The organism is Bradyrhizobium iriomotense (assembly GCF_018130765.1).
In the GTDB taxonomy this organism is placed as follows: domain Bacteria; phylum Pseudomonadota; class Alphaproteobacteria; order Rhizobiales; family Xanthobacteraceae; genus Bradyrhizobium; species Bradyrhizobium iriomotense_A.
Genome location: NZ_JAFCJZ010000002.1, coordinates 294272 through 312497 on the forward strand (window position 1 = coordinate 294272; position 18226 = coordinate 312497).

General features: G+C 65.0%; 12 protein-coding genes. 11 read left to right on the forward strand and 1 reads right to left on the reverse strand.

Annotated elements, in window-relative coordinates:
- Window positions 1-162 precede the first annotated feature (162 nt).
- From JQ635_RS04835 to JQ635_RS04875, 9 genes are all read left to right on the forward strand, one after another.
- The gene (locus JQ635_RS04835) at window positions 163-1632 is read left to right on the forward strand and encodes an NAD(P)/FAD-dependent oxidoreductase (protein WP_211408722.1); all 1470 of its coding nucleotides are present in this window, start codon (window positions 163-165) and stop codon (window positions 1630-1632) included.
- 87 nt (window positions 1633-1719) lie between these two features.
- Window positions 1720-2232, forward strand: a complete 513-nt coding sequence (msrB, locus tag JQ635_RS04840) for a peptide-methionine (R)-S-oxide reductase MsrB (protein WP_026311967.1) — start codon at window positions 1720-1722, stop codon at window positions 2230-2232.
- A 189-nt stretch (window positions 2233-2421) separates the two neighbouring features.
- Window positions 2422-4695 carry a flagellar hook-basal body complex protein gene (locus tag JQ635_RS04845; protein WP_211408723.1) on the forward strand — a complete coding sequence of 758 codons (2274 nt, stop codon included), beginning with the start codon at window positions 2422-2424 and terminating at the stop codon, window positions 4693-4695.
- Between the two features lie 34 nt (window positions 4696-4729).
- Entirely contained in the window at window positions 4730-6613 is a 1884-nt protein-coding gene (gene flgK, locus JQ635_RS04850; RefSeq protein ID WP_211408724.1) for a flagellar hook-associated protein FlgK, read from the forward strand.
- 21 nt (window positions 6614-6634) lie between these two features.
- Complete coding sequence (locus JQ635_RS04855) at window positions 6635-8509, forward strand: flagellar protein (protein ID WP_211408725.1); 1875 nt, start codon at window positions 6635-6637, stop codon at window positions 8507-8509.
- A gap of 73 nt (window positions 8510-8582) precedes the next feature.
- Entirely contained in the window at window positions 8583-9365 is a 783-nt protein-coding gene (locus JQ635_RS04860) for a hypothetical protein (protein WP_211408726.1), read from the forward strand.
- A gap of 10 nt (window positions 9366-9375) precedes the next feature.
- Window positions 9376-10998 (forward strand): hypothetical protein, encoded by a 1623-nt coding sequence (locus JQ635_RS04865; RefSeq protein ID WP_211408727.1) that lies wholly within the window; start codon window positions 9376-9378, stop codon window positions 10996-10998.
- Window position 10999: 1 nt separating this feature from the next.
- Entirely contained in the window at window positions 11000-12253 is a 1254-nt protein-coding gene (locus JQ635_RS04870; protein ID WP_211408728.1) for an ATP-grasp domain-containing protein, read from the forward strand.
- Window positions 12250-13746: a pyridoxal phosphate-dependent decarboxylase family protein gene (locus JQ635_RS04875; protein WP_211408729.1), complete on the forward strand. Its 1497-nt coding sequence runs from the start codon at window positions 12250-12252 to the stop codon at window positions 13744-13746. The genes JQ635_RS04870 and JQ635_RS04875 overlap by 4 nt, the downstream gene beginning before the upstream one ends.
- A 107-nt stretch (window positions 13747-13853) precedes the next feature.
- Here JQ635_RS04875 and flbT read toward each other — a convergent pair whose 3' ends face one another.
- A complete protein-coding gene (gene flbT / locus JQ635_RS04880; protein WP_211408730.1) occupies window positions 13854-14294 on the reverse strand; it encodes a flagellar biosynthesis repressor FlbT in 441 nt (146 codons plus the stop codon).
- A gap of 324 nt (window positions 14295-14618) precedes the next feature.
- Between flbT and JQ635_RS04885 the strand changes: the two genes are divergently transcribed.
- Both JQ635_RS04885 and JQ635_RS04890 read left to right on the forward strand, forming a co-directional pair.
- Entirely contained in the window at window positions 14619-16223 is a 1605-nt protein-coding gene (locus tag JQ635_RS04885) for a flagellin (protein WP_211408731.1), read from the forward strand.
- Between the two features lie 233 nt (window positions 16224-16456).
- Window positions 16457-18067, forward strand: a complete 1611-nt coding sequence (locus tag JQ635_RS04890) for a flagellin (protein ID WP_211408732.1) — start codon at window positions 16457-16459, stop codon at window positions 18065-18067.
- Window positions 18068-18226 lie beyond the last annotated feature (159 nt).

The window sequence follows — 18226 nt, forward strand, 5'->3', positions numbered from 1 at the left end:
CTATAGGCGCCGGTCGAGGACAAGGTGACAGGCGCCCGCACAGTCCTTTAAAGCGCGATGCGAATAGGACAATCCTCGTCGTGCTCTAAATTTTTGGTTTTGAGCATGAACTTTTCGGAAAACCGCTGCACACTTTTCCGGATCATGCTCTAAGAAAACGACATGAGCGAGACTTTCACAAGCGTGTCCCAGGAAGAAGCCGGCTTTCGCGAGCGCGCGCGGCTGTCATTCGATCTCGATGCCGACATCTGCGTGATCGGGGCCGGGCTTGCGGGGCTCTCCATCGCGCTGGAGGCGGCCCGGCTCGGGGCCAGCGTCGCAGTGCTCGAGGGCCGCCATGTCGGCTGGAATGCCTCCGGCAACCAGCTCGGCACCGTGATGCCGGGCTTTGCGCTGCCGCTCACTGAGCTGATCGAGCGCATCGGCTTCGAGGACGCCCGCGAATTGTGGGCGCTGTCGAAGGAGGGCGCCGAATTCGTCCGCGCCAACGCCACCGAGGCGAACATGCCGGGGATCGCCCCCAGCGACGGCGTGCTGGAGGTCTCCAACGTCGATGCCGGCGACCGGCTGATCAGCCGGCTGCAGATGCTGAACGAGGATTTCGACACCGAGGTCGAGGGCTGGCAGGTCGATCGCGTCCGCGAGGTGCTGAAGACCGATCATTACTTCCACGGCGTGTATTACCCGAGGGCGTTGCAGGTCGACGGCCGCAAATATGTGCACGGCCTTGCGGCGCTGGCGCGGCGCGCGGGCGCCCGCATCTTCGAGGACACGCCGGTCGTCAGCATCGATCATTCCGGCATCCGCAAGCGCATCGTCACGCCCTCGGCGCGGCTGCGCGCAACCCACATCGTGCTCGCCGGCAACATCCATCTCGGTGCGCCCTTGCGGCGCCTGTCGGAGACGCTGCTGCCGGTCTGGCGTTACGCCGGCATCACCGCGCCGCTCGGCGAGCGCGTGCACGAGATCATCGCCTTCAAGGGTTCGGTGATGGATTCCGACGGCGTCGACCATTTTCGCATCGTCGATGGCGACCGCCTGATGTGGGAGAGCCCGGAGACCACCTGGGCCGCGCGACCGCAGCGTTTTGCAGGCAGCGTCAAGCGGCGCATCCGCACGATCTTCCCCCAGCTCGGCAACGTCGAGATCACCGAGACGTTCGGCGGCGCCACCGGCCAGACCGTGCACGGCATGCCGCAGATCGGCCAGTTGCGCAAAGGCCTGTGGGTGGCGAGCGGGTTCGGCCGCCAGGGCATGAACACCTCGGCCATGGCCGGACAGATGATCGCGCGCAGCATCCTGTGGGGCGATGACCGCTGGAAGCTGTTCTCGCCGTTCGAACTGGTCTGGGCTGGCGGGGCGACCGGCCGCGTTGCCGGCCAGTTGGTCGGCATCTGGGGCAGGGCGAGCTCCGCCGCAGCGGGCTCGCTGGCCCGCTACCGCGAACGTGCCAGGGTCAAGGACAGGGAGCGCGAGGCCCGTCTGGCCGAAGCCAACCGCGCCGCCGGCACCGGTCCGCGCCGTCCGCCGCCCGGCGTGCGGCCGCAGCCGGCGCCTGCACCGGAACATGCGGCCCAAGGCGTGAAACAGGCTGCGGAACCGGCTGTGCAGGACCAGAGCGTCTCGCAATAAGTTGAGAAAATCCTCCGCCTGGAAGTGTAACGTCGGCCGTTAGAGCCCGTATCTCAGGGCGTGGACTTCCCGCGCACGGAGAATGAGATGTTTGACCGCCGCATCCTGCTGACGACTGTCGCCGGCCTGTTCGGCCTTTCGGCCTTCCGCTGGCTGAGAGGCTCACCTGCCGAGGCCGGCGAGAAGGCCGCGGAAACGTTCGAGATCACGAAGACGGAGGCCGAATGGCGTGCCCAGCTCACGCCGCAGCAATATGAGATCCTGCGCAATCACGGCACCGAGCGGCCTGGCTCCAGCCCGCTGCTGAAGGAACACCGCAAGGGCATCTTCGCCTGCGCCGGCTGCGACCTGCCGCTGTTTGCGTCCGAGACCAAGTTCGAGAGCGGCACGGGCTGGCCGAGCTTCTACCAGCCGATCGAGGGCAATGTCGGCAAGACCGAGGACCGCACCTACGGCATGGTGCGTACCGAAGTGCACTGCCGGCGCTGCGGCGGCCATCTCGGCCACGTCTTCGACGACGGCCCGAAGCCGACCGGACTGCGCTACTGCATTGACGGTTTCGGGCTGGTTTTCCACCCGGCGGCAGCGTCGGCGACGTAGTGAGTTGAGGTGTCATGCCCCGGCAATTGTTGCCGGCCCGGCAATTGTGCCCCGGTCATCCGACCGGGGCGCTTCTATTTAAGTTATTGATTTCGTGAGAATACCCGCATTGGCATAGCCCTTGCGACTGTCTCCTCCGACTGCGGCCATGGTCGACCGGCCGCCGAGATCGGATTTGGAGACAAAGTTATGGGTATCTTCGATGCAATGAACACCTCGGTGGGTGGTCTGCAGGCGCAGTCCTACGCGCTGCAGAACATTTCCGGCAACATCGCGAACTCCTCCACCACCGGTTACAAGGGCATCGGCACCAGCTTCGTCGATCTCATTCCCGACGCCTCGGTGCCCAGCAAGCAGGTCGCGGGCGGCGTCACGGCCAACGCGAAAGCGACCATCACCACCCAGGGCACGATCTCGTCCTCCACCGTCGCCACCAACATGGCGATCACCGGCGACGGCTTCTTCTCGATCCAGAAGGCGACCGGCGTCGTCGACAACGTGCCGGTGTTCAGCGGCGTCACCTACTACACCCGCCGCGGCGACTTCCAGCTCAATGCCAACGGCAATCTGGTCAACGGTGCCGGCTATTACCTGATGGGCGTCACGGTCGACCCCAAGACCGGTAACCCGACCGGCAACGTGGCGACGGTCCTGAAATTCCAGAACAACTTCATCCCGGCCCAGGCGACCACCTCGATCCAGTACGCTGCCAACCTGCCGAGCGTGCCGAACACGGCGGCGAGTTCGACCGCGGCGAGCGGCACGCTGCTGGCGGCCGGCGGCCTGAACCCGTCCGATTTCGCGGCCAACCCGCTGATCATCGGCACGCCGCCGCCGCCCTATACGAATGCGACGGTCTCCGGCGCAGCGGCGACGGGCAATCTGCGCTCGGCCTATACGGCGACGACCGCGACCGGCACGGTGGCGCTGCTGGACAGCGCTTCGGCGGCGGCAACTGGCGCTACGTCGCTCGATTCCGCCGTGTCCCCGCATCTCAACACCAGTCTTCTCACCAGCCTGGCCGGCAAGACATTGAAGGTCAACGGCCAGACTATCAACTTCGATGCCACCGTTTCCGGCGCCTCGACGAGCGGCAGCACCACCACGATTGGTCTGCTCTCGCCCACCGGCTCACTGATGTCCGACGTCCTGAATGCGATCACCCTGGGCGCCGGTGGCGCCCCAGCCACCGCGACAATGAATTCCAGCGGTAATATCCAGATCACAACCAGCACGACGGCCGATGTGACGATCAGCGGCACTGCAGCAAGCTTGCTCGGCGTCAGCAGCGTGACGCGCGGCGGTAACGTGCTGTCCACCCCCGCAATTACGGGTGCGACAGTGCTCGGCGGCTCCGCGACGCCCGGCGGGGCGGAAGTCCTCTCGACGCCCTTCGTGGCCGGCAACACGATCCAGGTCAACGGCACGGCAGGCCCCAATACGATCACCTTCGTGAACTCCGGCGCTACCAGTGCGACCCCGAACCTGATCAACGTCACTGACGACATCGCGACATTGCTCCAGAAGATCGATAACCTCAGCGGTGCGAGCGGTTCGTCGATCAGCAACGGCGTGATCACCCTGAATACCGGTATCGCCAATCCCACCTTGACGGTGACCAGCAACAACAGCAGCGCCTTCGCCGCGCTCGGCTTCACCTCGACCGTCACCAAGAACCGCGGCGGCGGCGGCACCGCCGGCACCGGCACCGTGATCGGCAACGACATCGCGACCTTCACCAAGGAATCGATCAGCGGCGGTGCGGTGACCGCCTACAACGCCGCGGGCACGCCGGTGAACCTGCAGCTGCGCTGGGCCAAGACCGACAGCGCCTCGTTGGGCACAGGCCATTCCGACACCTGGAACCTGTTCTACCAGACCGATCCGAATGCGACTGGCACGACGGTCGGCTGGGTCAACACCGGACAGGCGTTCACCTTTGCCGCCGACGGCTCGCTGACCTCACCGAGCGGCTCGGGCGTCACCATCAACAATGTCAGCGTCGGCGGCCAGTCGCTCGGCTCGCTCGCCTTCAACATCTCCTCGGGCGGGTTGACGCAATACGCCAGCACCAGCGGCGCGGTGACCATCAACACCATCACCCAGAACGGCTACGCCGCCGGTCAGCTCCGCTCGGTCGCCGTCAACAACAACGGGCTTGTGGTCGGCACCTTCTCCAACGGCCAGAACCTGGACCTCGCACAGGTCTCGCTGTCGCACTTCAACGGCACCAACTACCTGAAGGCGCTCGACGGCGGCGCTTATGCCGCGACCGAACAATCGGGACCTGCGATCGACGGCGCTTCGGGCACCATCAGCGGCTCGTCGCTGGAAGGCTCGAACACCGACATCGCCGACGAGTTCACCAAGCTGATCGTGACCCAGCAGGCCTATTCGGCCAACACCAAGGTGATCACGACGGCGAACTCGATGGTGCAGGACCTGTTGAACGTGTTGCGCTGATCGGCGCGTAACGTAACCAAAGGCGGCAAGTAACATGGGTTTGAGTTCAGCCCTCGCCAGTGCGATGAGCGGTCTGCGTGCCAACCAGGCCGCGCTCTCGATCGTCTCCTCGAACGTCGCCAACTCGCAGACGCTGGGTTACGTCGTCCAGACGCCGAACCAGATCGAGGTCACCACCGGCGATTTCGGCTCGACGGCGATGACGACCGGCGTCAGCCGGGAGCTCGACACCTTTGTGCTGAACCAGCTGCGTACCGAGACCGGCGGCAGCGGTTACGCCGACCAGATGGCCAACTTTCTGAAGCAGCTTCAGAGTGTCTATGGCACGCCCGGCAACAACGGCACGCTCGAAACCGCGCTGAACAATTTCACCACCGCGCTGCAGGCGCTGTCGACCAGCTCGGGCGCGTCGTCGGCGCAAACCGTTGCGCTCGGCGCGGCGCAGGCGCTGGCGCAGCAACTCAACGTCACCACCAAGGGTATCCAGTCGCTACGCTCCAACGTCGAGCAGGATCTCGGTACCTCGGCGCAAGCCGCCAACGCGGCGATGCAGACGGTCGCCGACATCAACACCAAGCTTCAGGGCCTGTCGGCCAACGATCCTTCGGCTGCGACGCTGATGGACCAGCGCGACCAGGCTATCAACACGCTGTCGAAATATGTCGACGTCCGCGTCACCACCGACGGTTCGAACCAGGCCAACATCTACACCACGACCGGCGTCCAACTGGTCGGCGCCGGGCTCGCCTCGCAATTCACCTTTGCCTCCGCCGGCGCACTGTCGGCGACCTCGCTCTACAACACCGACCCGGCTAAGTCCGGCGTCGGCGCGCTCAATATCAAACTGCCGAACGGCTCGCAGCTCGACGTCGTCGCCAACAACGTGGTCTCGTCCGGCCAGATCGCGGCCGATTTGAAGCTGCGCGACCAGACGCTGGTGCAGGCGCAGACCCAGATCGACCAGCTCGCCGCGACGATGTCGAGCGCGCTGTCGGACAAGACCACGGCCGGCAGCACGGTCTCGGGCCCGCCGGCCGGATTCGACCTGGACCTCGCCGGCGCGCAGCCGGGCAATACCGTCAACATCACCTACACGGACACGGCGACCAACACCCAGCGCCAGATCACGCTGGTCAACGTGACCGATCCGGCGGCGCTGCCCCTCCAGAACGCCACCAACGCCAATCCGATGCGGGTGGGCGTCAACTTCTCCGGCGGAATGGGTGCGATCGCCGCTGCGCTCAACACCGCGCTATCGGGTTCGCATCTTTCGTTCTCCGCCGCGCCGTCGCCGGCCACCGCCACGACGCTGCGGGTCACCGACGACAACACCGGCCTTGCCAAGGTCAATTCGGCCTCGACCACCAAGACGATCTCGTCGCTGACCTCGGGCAGCCCGCAGCTGGCGGTGTTCACCGACGGCGGGCAGGCGCTCTACACCGGTGCGATCACCGCCTCGGGCTCGCAGATGACCGGCCTTGCCGGGCGCATCGCCGTGAACACGCAGCTGGTCAGCGATCCGACGCGGCTGTCGGTCTACAACACCTCGCCGGTGACGCCCGCTGGCGACACCACGCGTTCGGACTATCTGTATTCGCAGCTCACCAATGCGGTGTTCTCCTATTCGCCGACGACCGGCCTCGGCTCGGCGAACCAGCCCTTTACCGGGAGCGTCTCGAACTACCTCCAGCAGTTCCTGAGCATCCAGGCCAATGCCTCGACCCAGGCCACGCAGCTCCAGCAGGGCCAGAGCGTCGTGGTCTCGACGCTGCAGGCCAAGTTCGACTCGACCTCCAAAGTCAATCTGGACTCGGAGATGTCGAACCTGATCCAGCTCCAGAATGCCTATGCCGCCAACGCCCACGTGATGTCGGTGGTGCAGAGCATGATGAACACATTGCTCCAGGCTCAAGCGTAACAAGTAACAGGGCTCTGAAACATGTCGATCAGCAGCATCAACTACTCCTCGTCGATCCTCGGCGCGCAGATCCGCAACATCAATCAGCAGCTCACCGACCTGTCGACGCAGCTCTCGACCGGCAAGCTGTCGCAGAACTATTCCGGCATGGGCACCAACGAGGGCTTTGCGATCGCCTCGCGCGCGCAGCTCTCCAACATCGCCGCCTATACCGACACGATCACCAACGTCAACGTCAACATCAACCTCGCCAATACCGCGCTGCAGTCGCTGACGACCATCCGCAACACGGTGCAGACCGGCTCGGCCAGCACCGCGCAGGATCTCAACGTCAACGGACAGACGGTCGCGCAGAACACCGCCGCCGCGCAGTTCGGCTCGATGGTCGGCGTGCTCAACACGCAATCGGGCAACCGCTATCTGTTCTCGGGAACGGCGGTCAACACGCAGTCGGTCACCGATGCCGGCGACATCATCAACGGCACCACGACGCAGGCGGGCTTCAAGACCGTGATGGCGGAGCGCCAGGCCGCGGACCTCGGGGCCAACGGTATGGGGCGGTTGGTGCAGACGCAGCCGACGCCGAGCTCAGTGCAGGTGTCGGAGGACGTCGCCGGATCGCCGTTCGGGCTCAAGATCAAGGCGGTGTCCTCGACGTTGACGGGCGCGACCGTCACCGGCCCGAGCGGCTCGCCGGTGTCGTTCTCCGTCGACCTCAACGGCACCAATCCGAACAACGGCGACAAGCTGAGCGTCCAGTTCACGCTGCCAGATGGTACGACCGAGCAGATCGATCTGACCGCCTCGACCGCCACGCCGACGCCGGCCGGCAGCTTTGCGATCGATACGACCACTCCGGGCAACACCGCGACCAATCTCAACACGGCGCTGAACACCGCCATCAAGAAGCTCGCCAACACCTCGCTGGTCGCAGCGTCCGCCGTGACCGCCGGCGACAATTTCTTCAACACGGCGAGCTCTGCGATCGGCGCTCCCAAGACCAACCAGGCGGCTCCTGCCGCACCGATCAGTGGTGCGACGGCGTTGTCGGGCACGGCTCCCTCGGACTCGATCTCGCCGGGCTTCGCCGCCGGCGACACCATCACCGTCAACGGCACCACGCTCACCTTCGTCAGCTCGGGCGCGACCGGCAACCAGCTCAATGTCGGCGACAGCATCCAGACCCTGCTGAGCAAGATCGACGCGATCACGGGGACCTCGAAGCCGTCGACGGTCCATGGTGGCGCGATCACGATCAACACCGACGATGCGGCGAGCCTGAACATCACGAGCTCGAATACGGGCGCGCTGGGCTCGCTCGGCTTCAGCGCGACGCCGGTGACCGCCACGCAGCCGCCGCTGCGCGTCGGCTCCTCGCCGGCGAGCTCGGCGACGACGCTGGTGAACGGCTCGGCCAACACCGTGAAATGGTACCAAGGCAATGACGGGCCCGGCTCGCCGCGCTCCACCGCGATGGCGCGGGTCGACGATTCCGTCACGGTGCAGTATGGCGCGCAGGCGAACGAGGACGCGATCCGCCGCCAGTTGCAGGCGATCGCCGTGTTCGGGACCTTCTCGACCTCGCCGACCGGGCAGTATTCGGGCGGGCAGGTCTCGGCGCTGAGCCTGCGGGTGACGCAGGCGCTGACCCAGCAGCCCGGCCAGCAGCGCATCGAGGACATCCAGACCGACATCGCGATGGCCCAGAACACGATGAAGGACGCGACCACGCGCCAGACCCAGGCCAAGGCGCAGCTCCAGACCATCGTCGACCAAGCGGAATCGGCTTCGCCCGATCAGGTCGCGAGCGAAATCCTGTCGCTGCAGAACGCGCTCCAGGCGTCCTACCAGGTGACCTCGAACCTCGCGCAGCTCTCGCTCGTCAAGTTCCTGTAAGGATACGTTAAGACGCCGTTAACCATGCCTGTTTACCTCTTGGTGAGGATTGCAAGCGGGGGCGGAGCGGTCGATGTCTGACAGGATGCAACTGGTGGTGGCAACGCCTTGCTTCGGCGGGCAGGTGTCGAGCATCTATGCAAGCTCGATCTTCGCGCTCCAGCGCGCCGTGCACGGCATGGCCAATCTCGAGCTCAAGGTACACTTGCGGGACGGCGATGCGCTGATCACGCGGGCGCGGGCCAATCTGGTCGCGATGTTCCTGGACGATCCCAAGGCGACGCATTTCCTGTTCATCGATGCCGATATCGGCTTCAAGCCCGAGCAGGTGTTCCGGCTGATCGAATGCGGCGCGGACGTCGTTGCGGGCTGCTATCCGATCAAGCGGGTCAACTGGGACAAGGTGAAGCGGGCGATCCAGTCAGGTCGGGCCGACGTGCCGGCTGCCTCGCTCGACTACGTGCTGGAGATCGAGGATCCTGATCGCATCGTGGTGGTCAACGGCTTCACCCGCGTGCGTTATGCCGGTACGGGTTTCCTGATGATCCGGCGCCACGTGCTGGAGGCGATGTGCCGCCATCCGGACTATGCGAACCTGCAGTTCTTCCGCGAGCATTCGCACGACACGCTGGCGGCGAGCCAGAACCGGTTCGCGCTGTTCGAATGCATGATCGATCCTGCGACCGGCACCTATCTCTCCGAGGACTTCGCCTTCTGCAGGCGCTGGACCGATATCGGCGGCGAGATCTGGGCCGACATCCAGAGCTCGCTCGATCACGTCGGGCCGTCGGTCTTCCATGGCGACATCGCCTCGCAATTCGCACCGGCGCCCGCGGCGGCGGCCGACGCGGCGTGAGCGGTCCGGGATGAGCACCGGCGCATCCCCTCTGTCAGACATCGAGCGGGCGTCCGAGGGCGGCTCGCGCTATCGCCTGCGCGATCTCTTCACGCCGCTCGACACGCTGCTGGTCTCCGGCGGCGATCCGCGCCTGACGCTCGATCCGAACGATCGCGTCAACGCCTATGGCTGTGCGCCATCGCCGGAGCCGGAGATCTGGAATTTCGCATCCTCGACCGCATCCGTGATCTCGCAGGCGGCCTATGACCGCGCTGCGCTGGCGCGCGAAGAGCTGATGCACAAATGCCTGTTCGACGAGGTCGAGGTCGCCTTCGACGCGCGCTGCGAGGGCATGCGCGAGGAGCTGCGCGGGCATCTCCAGCTCCCGCGGCGCGTCGACATCGTGTTCTCGCCGTCAGGCACCGATTCCCAGCTCCACGCTTTGTTCCTGGCGCGCGCGGTGCTCGGCGCACCGCCGGTGACGATCGTGGTCGGCGCCGATCAGACCGGCAGCGGGATGGTCCATACTGCGGGCGGGCGCCATTTCAGCACGCTGACGGCGAGCGGCCTTGCGGTGCGCAAGGACGGCGCGGTGGCGGGGCTTGCCGGTGACAGCATCGCGGTGCCGCTGTTCGACGCCGCCGCGTCCGACATCGCGATGCGCGCCGATGCCGACGCTGCAGTAATGCGTGCAATCGAGGACAGCCTCGCGCAAGGCCGGTGCGTTCTCCTGCACATCATGGATTCGTCAAAACTCGGCTGGCGCGCGCCGAGTGCTGCCTGCCTCGATGAGATCGCGCGGCGCTGGCCGCGCAAGGTTCAGGTGGTCGTCGATGCCTGCCAGGCGCGACTCGGCGGCCGGCGGCTGCGTTCCTATCTCGATCGCGGTTACATGGTGCTGATGACGGGCTCGAAATTCTTCGGCGGCCCCGCCTTCAGCGGCGCGCTGCTGGTGCCGAAGGGCCTGTCGCGGTCGATCGACCGGATTGGCGCGATCGCGCCGGGCATCTTCGACTATGCCGGCCGCTGCGACTGGCCGATGGCCTGGACGGCGCTGCGCTCGCGCTTCGAGCGCCGGCCGAATTTCGGTCAATGGCTGCGCTGGGAGGCGGCGCTGGCGGAGATCGGCAGCTACTATGCCGTGCCCGGCGCGTTCCGTGCAAAGGCGCTGGCCGAGTTTGCTGCCGGCATCGACAGCATGATCAAGCTGTCGCCGGCGCTTCGCCCGGTTCCGAACGCATCCGAGAAGGGTGGCGTCGACGACGAGGAATTCGCGGCCGCCACGATCTTTCCGTTCACGCTGCTGCGCGACGGCAAGCCGGTCTCCATCGCCGACACCAGCGCCGTGCATCGCGCTCTGGCGCGCGACATGAGCAACGACATCGGCGGCAGTGCGGCGGACCGGCAGGTCGCCGCACAACGCTGCCTCGTCGGTCAGCCGGTACGGCTTGAGCGGGCGGACGGCAAGCAGGGATTGCTGCGGCTGTGTGTCGGCGCGCGGCTCGTCACCGAAGCCTGGTCGGCGGACGCCGCACAATCGCAACGCAATCTGCAACATATCCTCGATCGCATCGCCCACGTGCTGGTGAAGATCGAGCTGCTGCTCGACAGTGCCACGGCTGCGCCGGGGAAGTTTGTGCTCGAGGCCTAAGATGCTCCATCCTGTTTCCGCGCCGAACGGCGCCGCCGCGCCAGCCTATTCCGACCGTATCGGCTTTGCGCAGCTGACGCGCCGGGCCTTTGAGGGCGGCGACCTGCATCCGCTGCGCGAGCAGCTCCTTGCGCGGATCGCGGAGGGGACGGCAGAGGCGGGCGAAGGCCTTGATCTGTCGCTGGTTGCCCAACTGCTCGGCGAGAAGGAGGCCGGCCTCGTGATCCAGACCGAGGTGCTCGCCTTCCATCAATTGTTTCGCACGCGTTGCGCGGTTGCCAAACCACGCATGCGCGTGCTGGCGCTCGCGGCCGATATCGACATGGGCGGCAATACGCCGATCGAGTTCCTGCTCGAAGGCTCCGACATCGAGCTTTTGACGCTCTACGTGGTCAAGGGCGTCGGCCTGCCCGAGACGTTGCCCGAGCATGACGTGGCCATCGTGGTCGCCTCCGATTCCGCGGAATGCCGCGAGGCGCTCGCCGTCATCGAACAGGCCGCGCCGCGCTGGCCGCGTCCGCTGCTCAATCGCCCCGAGCTCATCGGCAATCTCGATCGCGACAAGCTCTATCGGTTGCTGGCTGATATCCCCGGTCTCGATATTCCCGTCACCGCCAACGCGACCCGTGCGCAATTGACGGCTCTCTCGGACGGACGGATCGCTTGCGCGGAGATTACGAGCGAATTGCACTTTCCAATGATCGTACGGCCGCGCGGCACGCACGCCGGCGTCGGGCTTGCGAAGGTCGACGATGCTGCGGCGCTGAAGGCTTATCTGGCCGAGCGACAGGAGCAGGACTTTTTCGTCGCGCGTTTCGTCAACTACGCGAGCCCCGACGGGCTCTTTCGCAAGATCCGGCTCACCATGGTCGACGGCAAGCCTTACGCCTGTCACATGGCGATCGCCGATCGTTGGGACATCTGGTATCTCAACGCCTACATGGCATTCAGCGACGAGAAGCGCGCTGAAGAGGCCGTCTTCATACAAGACTTCGACAGCGCTTTCGCTGCGCGCCACAAGAACGCGCTCGACGAGATGAGCCGCCGCGTCGGCCTCGACTATTTCATCGTCGACTGTGCCGAGAACCAGGACGGCGAACTGCTGGTGTTCGAGGCCGACAACACCGCCGTCGTGCACAACATGGATCCGCCCGCCGTGTTTCCGTACAAGCCGCCGCAGATGCGCAAGATCTTCGCCGCGTTCACGGCAATGCTGTCGCGGCATGCAAAGGCGGGCGAGGGGAGCGCAGCATGAACGAGATCATCCGCAACACGCAAGCCTCCGTCACGCACACTGCGCTCGATCCGCAGGACTGGAGCGAATTCCGCGCGCTCGCCCATCGCATGCTCGACGAGGCGATCGACGGCATCGCCAATGTTCGCGCGCGCCCCGTCTGGCAGCCGATCCCCGATGAGGTCCGCGCGGCCATCAAGTCCGACGTGCCGCGCGAGGCAAGCGATCTCGCCGATGTCTATCGCGAGTTCGCCGAACATGTCGCACCTTACGCGACCGGCAACGTTCATCCCGGCTTCATGGGCTGGGTACATGGCGGCGGCACCGCTGTCGGCATGGTCGCGGAGATGCTTGCCGCGGGTCTGAACGCCAATCTCGGCGGGCGCGATCATATGCCGATCGAGGTCGAGCGGCAGATCGTCGGCTGGATGCGCCGCCTGTTCACCTTCCCGGAAGAAGCGAGCGGCATCTTCGTCACGGGCACGTCGATGGCCAATCTGATGGCGGTGCTGGTGGCGCGCAGCGCTGCGCTCGGCACGCTGGCGCGGCAGCACGGTATCGGCAATGACGGCGCGCTGCTCACGGCCTACACGTCACGGGCCGCGCATGGCTGTGTCTCCAGGGCGATGGACATCGCCGGGCTCGGCACCGATGCGCTGCGCAAGATCGACGTCGACGCCGATCATCGCATCGACGTCGCCGCGCTGCGTGCGCAGATCGCGGCCGATCGCGAGGTCGGTTTCAAGCCGTTCCTCGTCGTCGCTTCCGCCGGCACGGTCGATGTCGGCGCGATTGACGATCTCAGGGCCGTCGCGGAGCTGTGCCGCGCGGAAGGCATCTGGTTTCACGTCGACGGCGCTTTTGGTGCGCTCGCAATTCTCTCTCCCGAACTCGCGCCATTGCTCGGCGGCATCGAGCTTGCCGATTCCATTGCGCTCGACTTCCACAAATGGGGACAGGTGCCCTATGACGCCGGCTTCCTGCTGGTGCGCGACGGTGAGCAGCATCGGCAGGCCTTTGCCCAGCCGGCGGCCTATCTGAGCCGCGAGGCGAGGGGGCTTGCGGCCGGTGCGGTCTGGCCCTGCGATCTCGGTCCCGATCTGTCGCGCGGCTTCCGGGCGCTGAAGACCTGGTTCACGCTGAAGACGTTCGGCACCGACCGGCTGGGTGCGGTGATCGCGCGAAGCTGCGCGCTCGCCAGATATCTGGAGGCGCGCGTGCTGGCCGAGCCGCGGCTGGAATTGCTGGCGCCGGTGAATCTCAACATCGTCTGCTTCCGCTACCGGTGCGGCGATGCGATCAATCGCGAGATCGTTGCCGACATCCAGGAGTCCGGCATCGCCGCGCCCTCGGGCACGACGCTGGACGGCAAGTTCGCGATCCGTGCGGCGATCGTCAATCACCGCACCGACGAGACTGATATCGATGCGCTGGTTGCGGCCGTGCTGGAGTTCGGCGAACGCCGGAGCGGCGGAGTGATCGAGGTCGAGGCGCCGCCGCTCGTGGCGCAGTAGCATCGCTGCATCGCTGAAACGACAATGGCTGAAACGACAACGACCCCGGAGGCGATCCGGGGCCGTTGTCATTCGTAAGGTGTGGTCGTTCGCGCGACCGCCTCTGTTCAGGCGGCGGTGCTGACGTCGCCCTTGTCCGCTGCCGTCTTGGGATGCGTCGCCTCGAACTGGCTCCGCAGCTTCTCCTCATAAGCGATCAGCTTGCGGGCATCCTTCAGCGCGCGATAGAGATCGCCACTCATGATGTTGTTGTTGATGTCTTCGATGATCGGCCAGGCGCTCGGCACCGCGGTAACGATGTCGCGCACCAGGCTGAAATAGGTGCCGTGCTGGGTCTGCGGGTCCGGCGAGATGTACATGAGCTGGACCGCCAGATAGACAAGCTTGGCCGGCGTGTCGGCGGTCTCGGGCGTGAGGATGTCGCGCTCGCGCAGGATCGGCACGTTCTCGCCATCGATCAGGAGGCGGGCACGCTGGTCCGTGTTAGTGATCACGGAGTTGCCGACGATGATGCGCTCGTGCGGTTTGAGCTCGACCTTGAGAGCCATGCCTGTTCTCCATCAATCCTTTTGCAGCAAGCGGTCGGTGCGCCCCTTCTATATGGCGACGATCGGCAGCGATTTGGGGCGATCGTCGCGCAACATGGTTAACGGTTAGTAAACGAATGCGCTCGCGGCCGAAAGTTTAGTGATTAGAGCGTTGTAGCGGCATTTGGTTGCCTCGATAGTTGCTGCCGGGAGGAGGCTCGCCTGCCAACGCAGAGAAAGCGGGGGTTTCATTTCACGGATTGTTAGAGGCTTGGACGCAGGTTCCGGCGGTCGTCTGACCAATCGTGGTCAGATGGGACGCGTAGCTACCAGAAAGGTATCAGTATGTCCGTTGTCCTCTCCGCATCGGTTCGTCAGAACCTGCTCTCTCTCCAGTCCACCGCCGACCTGCTCGCCACCACCCAGTCCCGTCTTTCGACTGGCCGCAAGGTGAACTCGGCTCTCGACAATCCCACCAACTTCTTCACCGCGCAGGGCCTCGACAACCGCGCCAGCGACATCGGCAATCTGCTCGATGGCATTGGCAACGGCGTTCAGGTGCTGCAGGCCGCCAACACTGGTATCACCTCGCTGCAGAAGCTGGTCGACAGCGCCAAGTCGATTGCAAACCAGGTGCTGCAGAGCCCGACGGGCTATTCCGCCAAGTCGAGCGTGACGTCAGCTGCGATCACCGGTGCGACTGCCGACAATCTGATCGGTACGGGCTACACGAACGCCACGGTCGTCGGCACCGCCGTTACCAACGACAACACCACAACTGCCGCCAACATCACGGCTAACACCAAGCTGGTCGGTACGGCCGGCACCGGCTCCGACAACCTCGGCACGGCCATTACCAACGGTTCGGTTCTGACCGTCAACGGCAAGACCATCACCTTCTCGACTGCGCAGACCACCTCGACCACCGACGCTTCCGGCAATGTCACGATCGGCATCGGCTCGGGCAGCACCTTGGCGGTGAGCGATGTCCTCTCGGCTATCGATGGCATCACGGGTGCCGGGACTGCGTCTTTGGTTGCCGCTGGTAAGCTCACGCTCAGCACCGGCACGGCCTCGGACCTGACGATCGCGGGAAGCGGTAACGTGCTCACCGCCCTCGGTTTGACGGCCGGCACCACCGCCCGTACCCCGCCCACCATCTCGGGCAAGGTCTTGTCGATCGCCGCGACCGGTGGCGGCACCGCCGTCAACGTCACCTTCGGCACCGGCGCCGGCCAGGTCAACACGCTGAACGGGCTCAACTCGGCGCTGGCGGCCAACAACCTGCAGGCCTCGATCGACTCGAATGGCAAGATCACCATCACGACGACGAACGATGCGGCTTCCGCGACGATCGGTGCGGTCACGGGCACTGCGACAGGCTCCGGCCTGGCATTCAATGGCCTGACCGCGGGGGCTCCGGTTGCGGACCCGACCTCGCAGGCCCAGCGTGCCAGCCTGGTCGCGCAGTACAACAACGTGCTCGCGCAGATCAACACGACCGCCCAGGATGCGTCGTTCAACGGTGTCAACCTGCTGAACGGCGACACGCTGAAGCTGACGTTCAACGAAACCGGCAAGTCGACGCTGAGCATCACCGGTGTGACGTTCAACACCGCTGGTCTGGGCATCTCGTCCCTGACTTCGGGCACCGACTTCCTGGACAACGCTTCGGCCAACAAGGTTCTGACCACGCTCAACGCCGCCAGCAGCACGCTGCGGTCGGAAGCGTCGACGCTGGGTTCGAACCTCTCGGTCGTGCAGATCCGCCAGGACTTCAACAAGAACCTGATCAACGTTCTGCAGACCGGTTCGTCCAACCTGACGCTGGCCGACACCAACGAGGAAGCGGCCAACAGCCAGGCGCTGTCGACCCGCCAGTCGATCGCGGTCTCGGCGCTGTCGCTGGCCAACCAGTCGCAGCAGAGCGTGTTGCAGCTTCTGCGCTGATACGCGACGAAAATCGCTACTCAAGGCATCGCGGCGGGGCTTTTGCCCCGCCGCTTTTTTTTGCGCGTTCGCACGAGGCCGGGGAACCGGGGCGGGTTAACGCATTGTTAACCCTGCTGCTTAAGCCGCCATTAACCTTAATTTAAAGGAGACCCCCTAAGACTGGACGAAAGTGCATTCCCCGATCGGCGAGCACCGATTCGTACAGCGTCGCGCAAGAGGAAGATCCGCCAATGTCCAACATCGTTCTCTCGGCATCAGTTCGCCAGAACCTGTTGTCGCTGCAGTCGACAGCCGACCTGCTCGCCACCACGCAGCAGCGCCTCGCGAGCGGCAAGAAGGTCAATACGGCGCTGGACAATCCGACCAACTTCTTTACCGCCCAGGGTCTCGACAACCGCGCCAACGACATCAGCAATCTCCTCGATGGCATCAGCAACGGCGTGCAGGTTCTGCAGGCCGCCAATACCGGCATCACCTCGTTGCAGAAGCTGGTCGACAGCGCAAAGTCGATCGCCAGCCAGGTGCTGCAAAGCCCGACGGGTTATTCGCCCAAGTCCAACGTGACGGCGGCCGCGATCACCGGTGCAACCGCCAACAACCTGCTGGGTACCGCCTACACCAACAACACGGTCAACGGCATAACCGTTACCAACGACAATACCACCACTGCCGCCAACATCACGGCTAACACCAAGCTGGTTGGCACGGCGGGCACGTCGTCCGACAACCTCGGCTCGGCCATCACCAACGGTTCGGTTCTGACCGTCAACGGCAAGACGATCACATTCTCGACCGCGCAAACCACCTCGACCACGGACTCATTCGGCAACGTTACGATCGGCATCGGCGCCGGCAGCGCTCTCTCGGTGCAGACCGTGTTGAGCGCGATCGACGGCATCACGGGCGCGGGTACGCCGTCGACCGTCAACGGTACCGGTCAGCTCGTGCTCAGCACCGGCACGGGCCAGGATCTTGCGATCTCCGGATCGGGCAACGTGCTCACGGCGCTCGGCCTCGCCGCCGGCACCACCGCCCGCGTCCCGCCTCCGCTCAGCGGCAAGACGTTGACGATCGGCGCGACCGGCAGCGGCAGCCCCGTCAGCATCACCTTCGGCACCGGCACCGGGCAGATTTCCACGCTCAATCAGCTCAACGCAGCCCTGGCGCCGAACAATCTGCAGGCAACGATCGACCCGACGGGGCATCTCAACATCGTAACCAGCAACGATGCCGCTTCGCTGACGATCGGCGCAATCGGCGGCACGGCCGCGGCGAGCGGTCAGCCCTTCTACGGCCTGATCGCGCAGCCGCCCGTCGCGGACGCGAATTCGCAGGCGACACGCGCCAACCTTGTCGCGCAGTACAACAACGTGCTCGCGCAGATCAACACCACCGCGCAGGACTCCTCCTTCAACGGCGTCAACCTGCTGAACGGCGATACGCTCAAGCTCGTGTTCAATGAGACGGGGCGATCGACGCTGACCATTCAGGGCGTGACTCTCAACGACGCCGGCCTCAGCCTTGCGCCCTTGAACCAGGGCGTCGATTTCCTCGACTCGAATTCGGCGAACGCCATTCTGACTTCGCTCAACGCGGCCAGCACCACGCTGCGCGCGGAAGCGTCGACGCTCGGTTCGAACCTGTCGATCGTGCAGATCCGGCAGGACTTCAGCAAGAACCTGATCAATGTGCTGCAGACTGGCTCCTCGAGCCTGACCCTTGCTGACACCAACGAGGAAGCGGCCAACAGCCAGGCGCTCTCGACGCGCCAGTCGATCGCGGTGTCCGCGCTGTCGCTCGCCAACCAGTCGCAGCAGAGCGTGCTTCAGCTCCTCCGCTAAAAGTAGCGCCGACGAAGATGACGGATGATGCAGCGGCGAAGCTGAAAGCTTCGCCGTTGTTTTGAGCGAGATCGCTAACGCTCGATTAGTCGAGATCGGCGCAGGCTGCGATGCATCGTTTACAGTGCGCGCTCTCGGATTTATCCTTGAAGCACGATG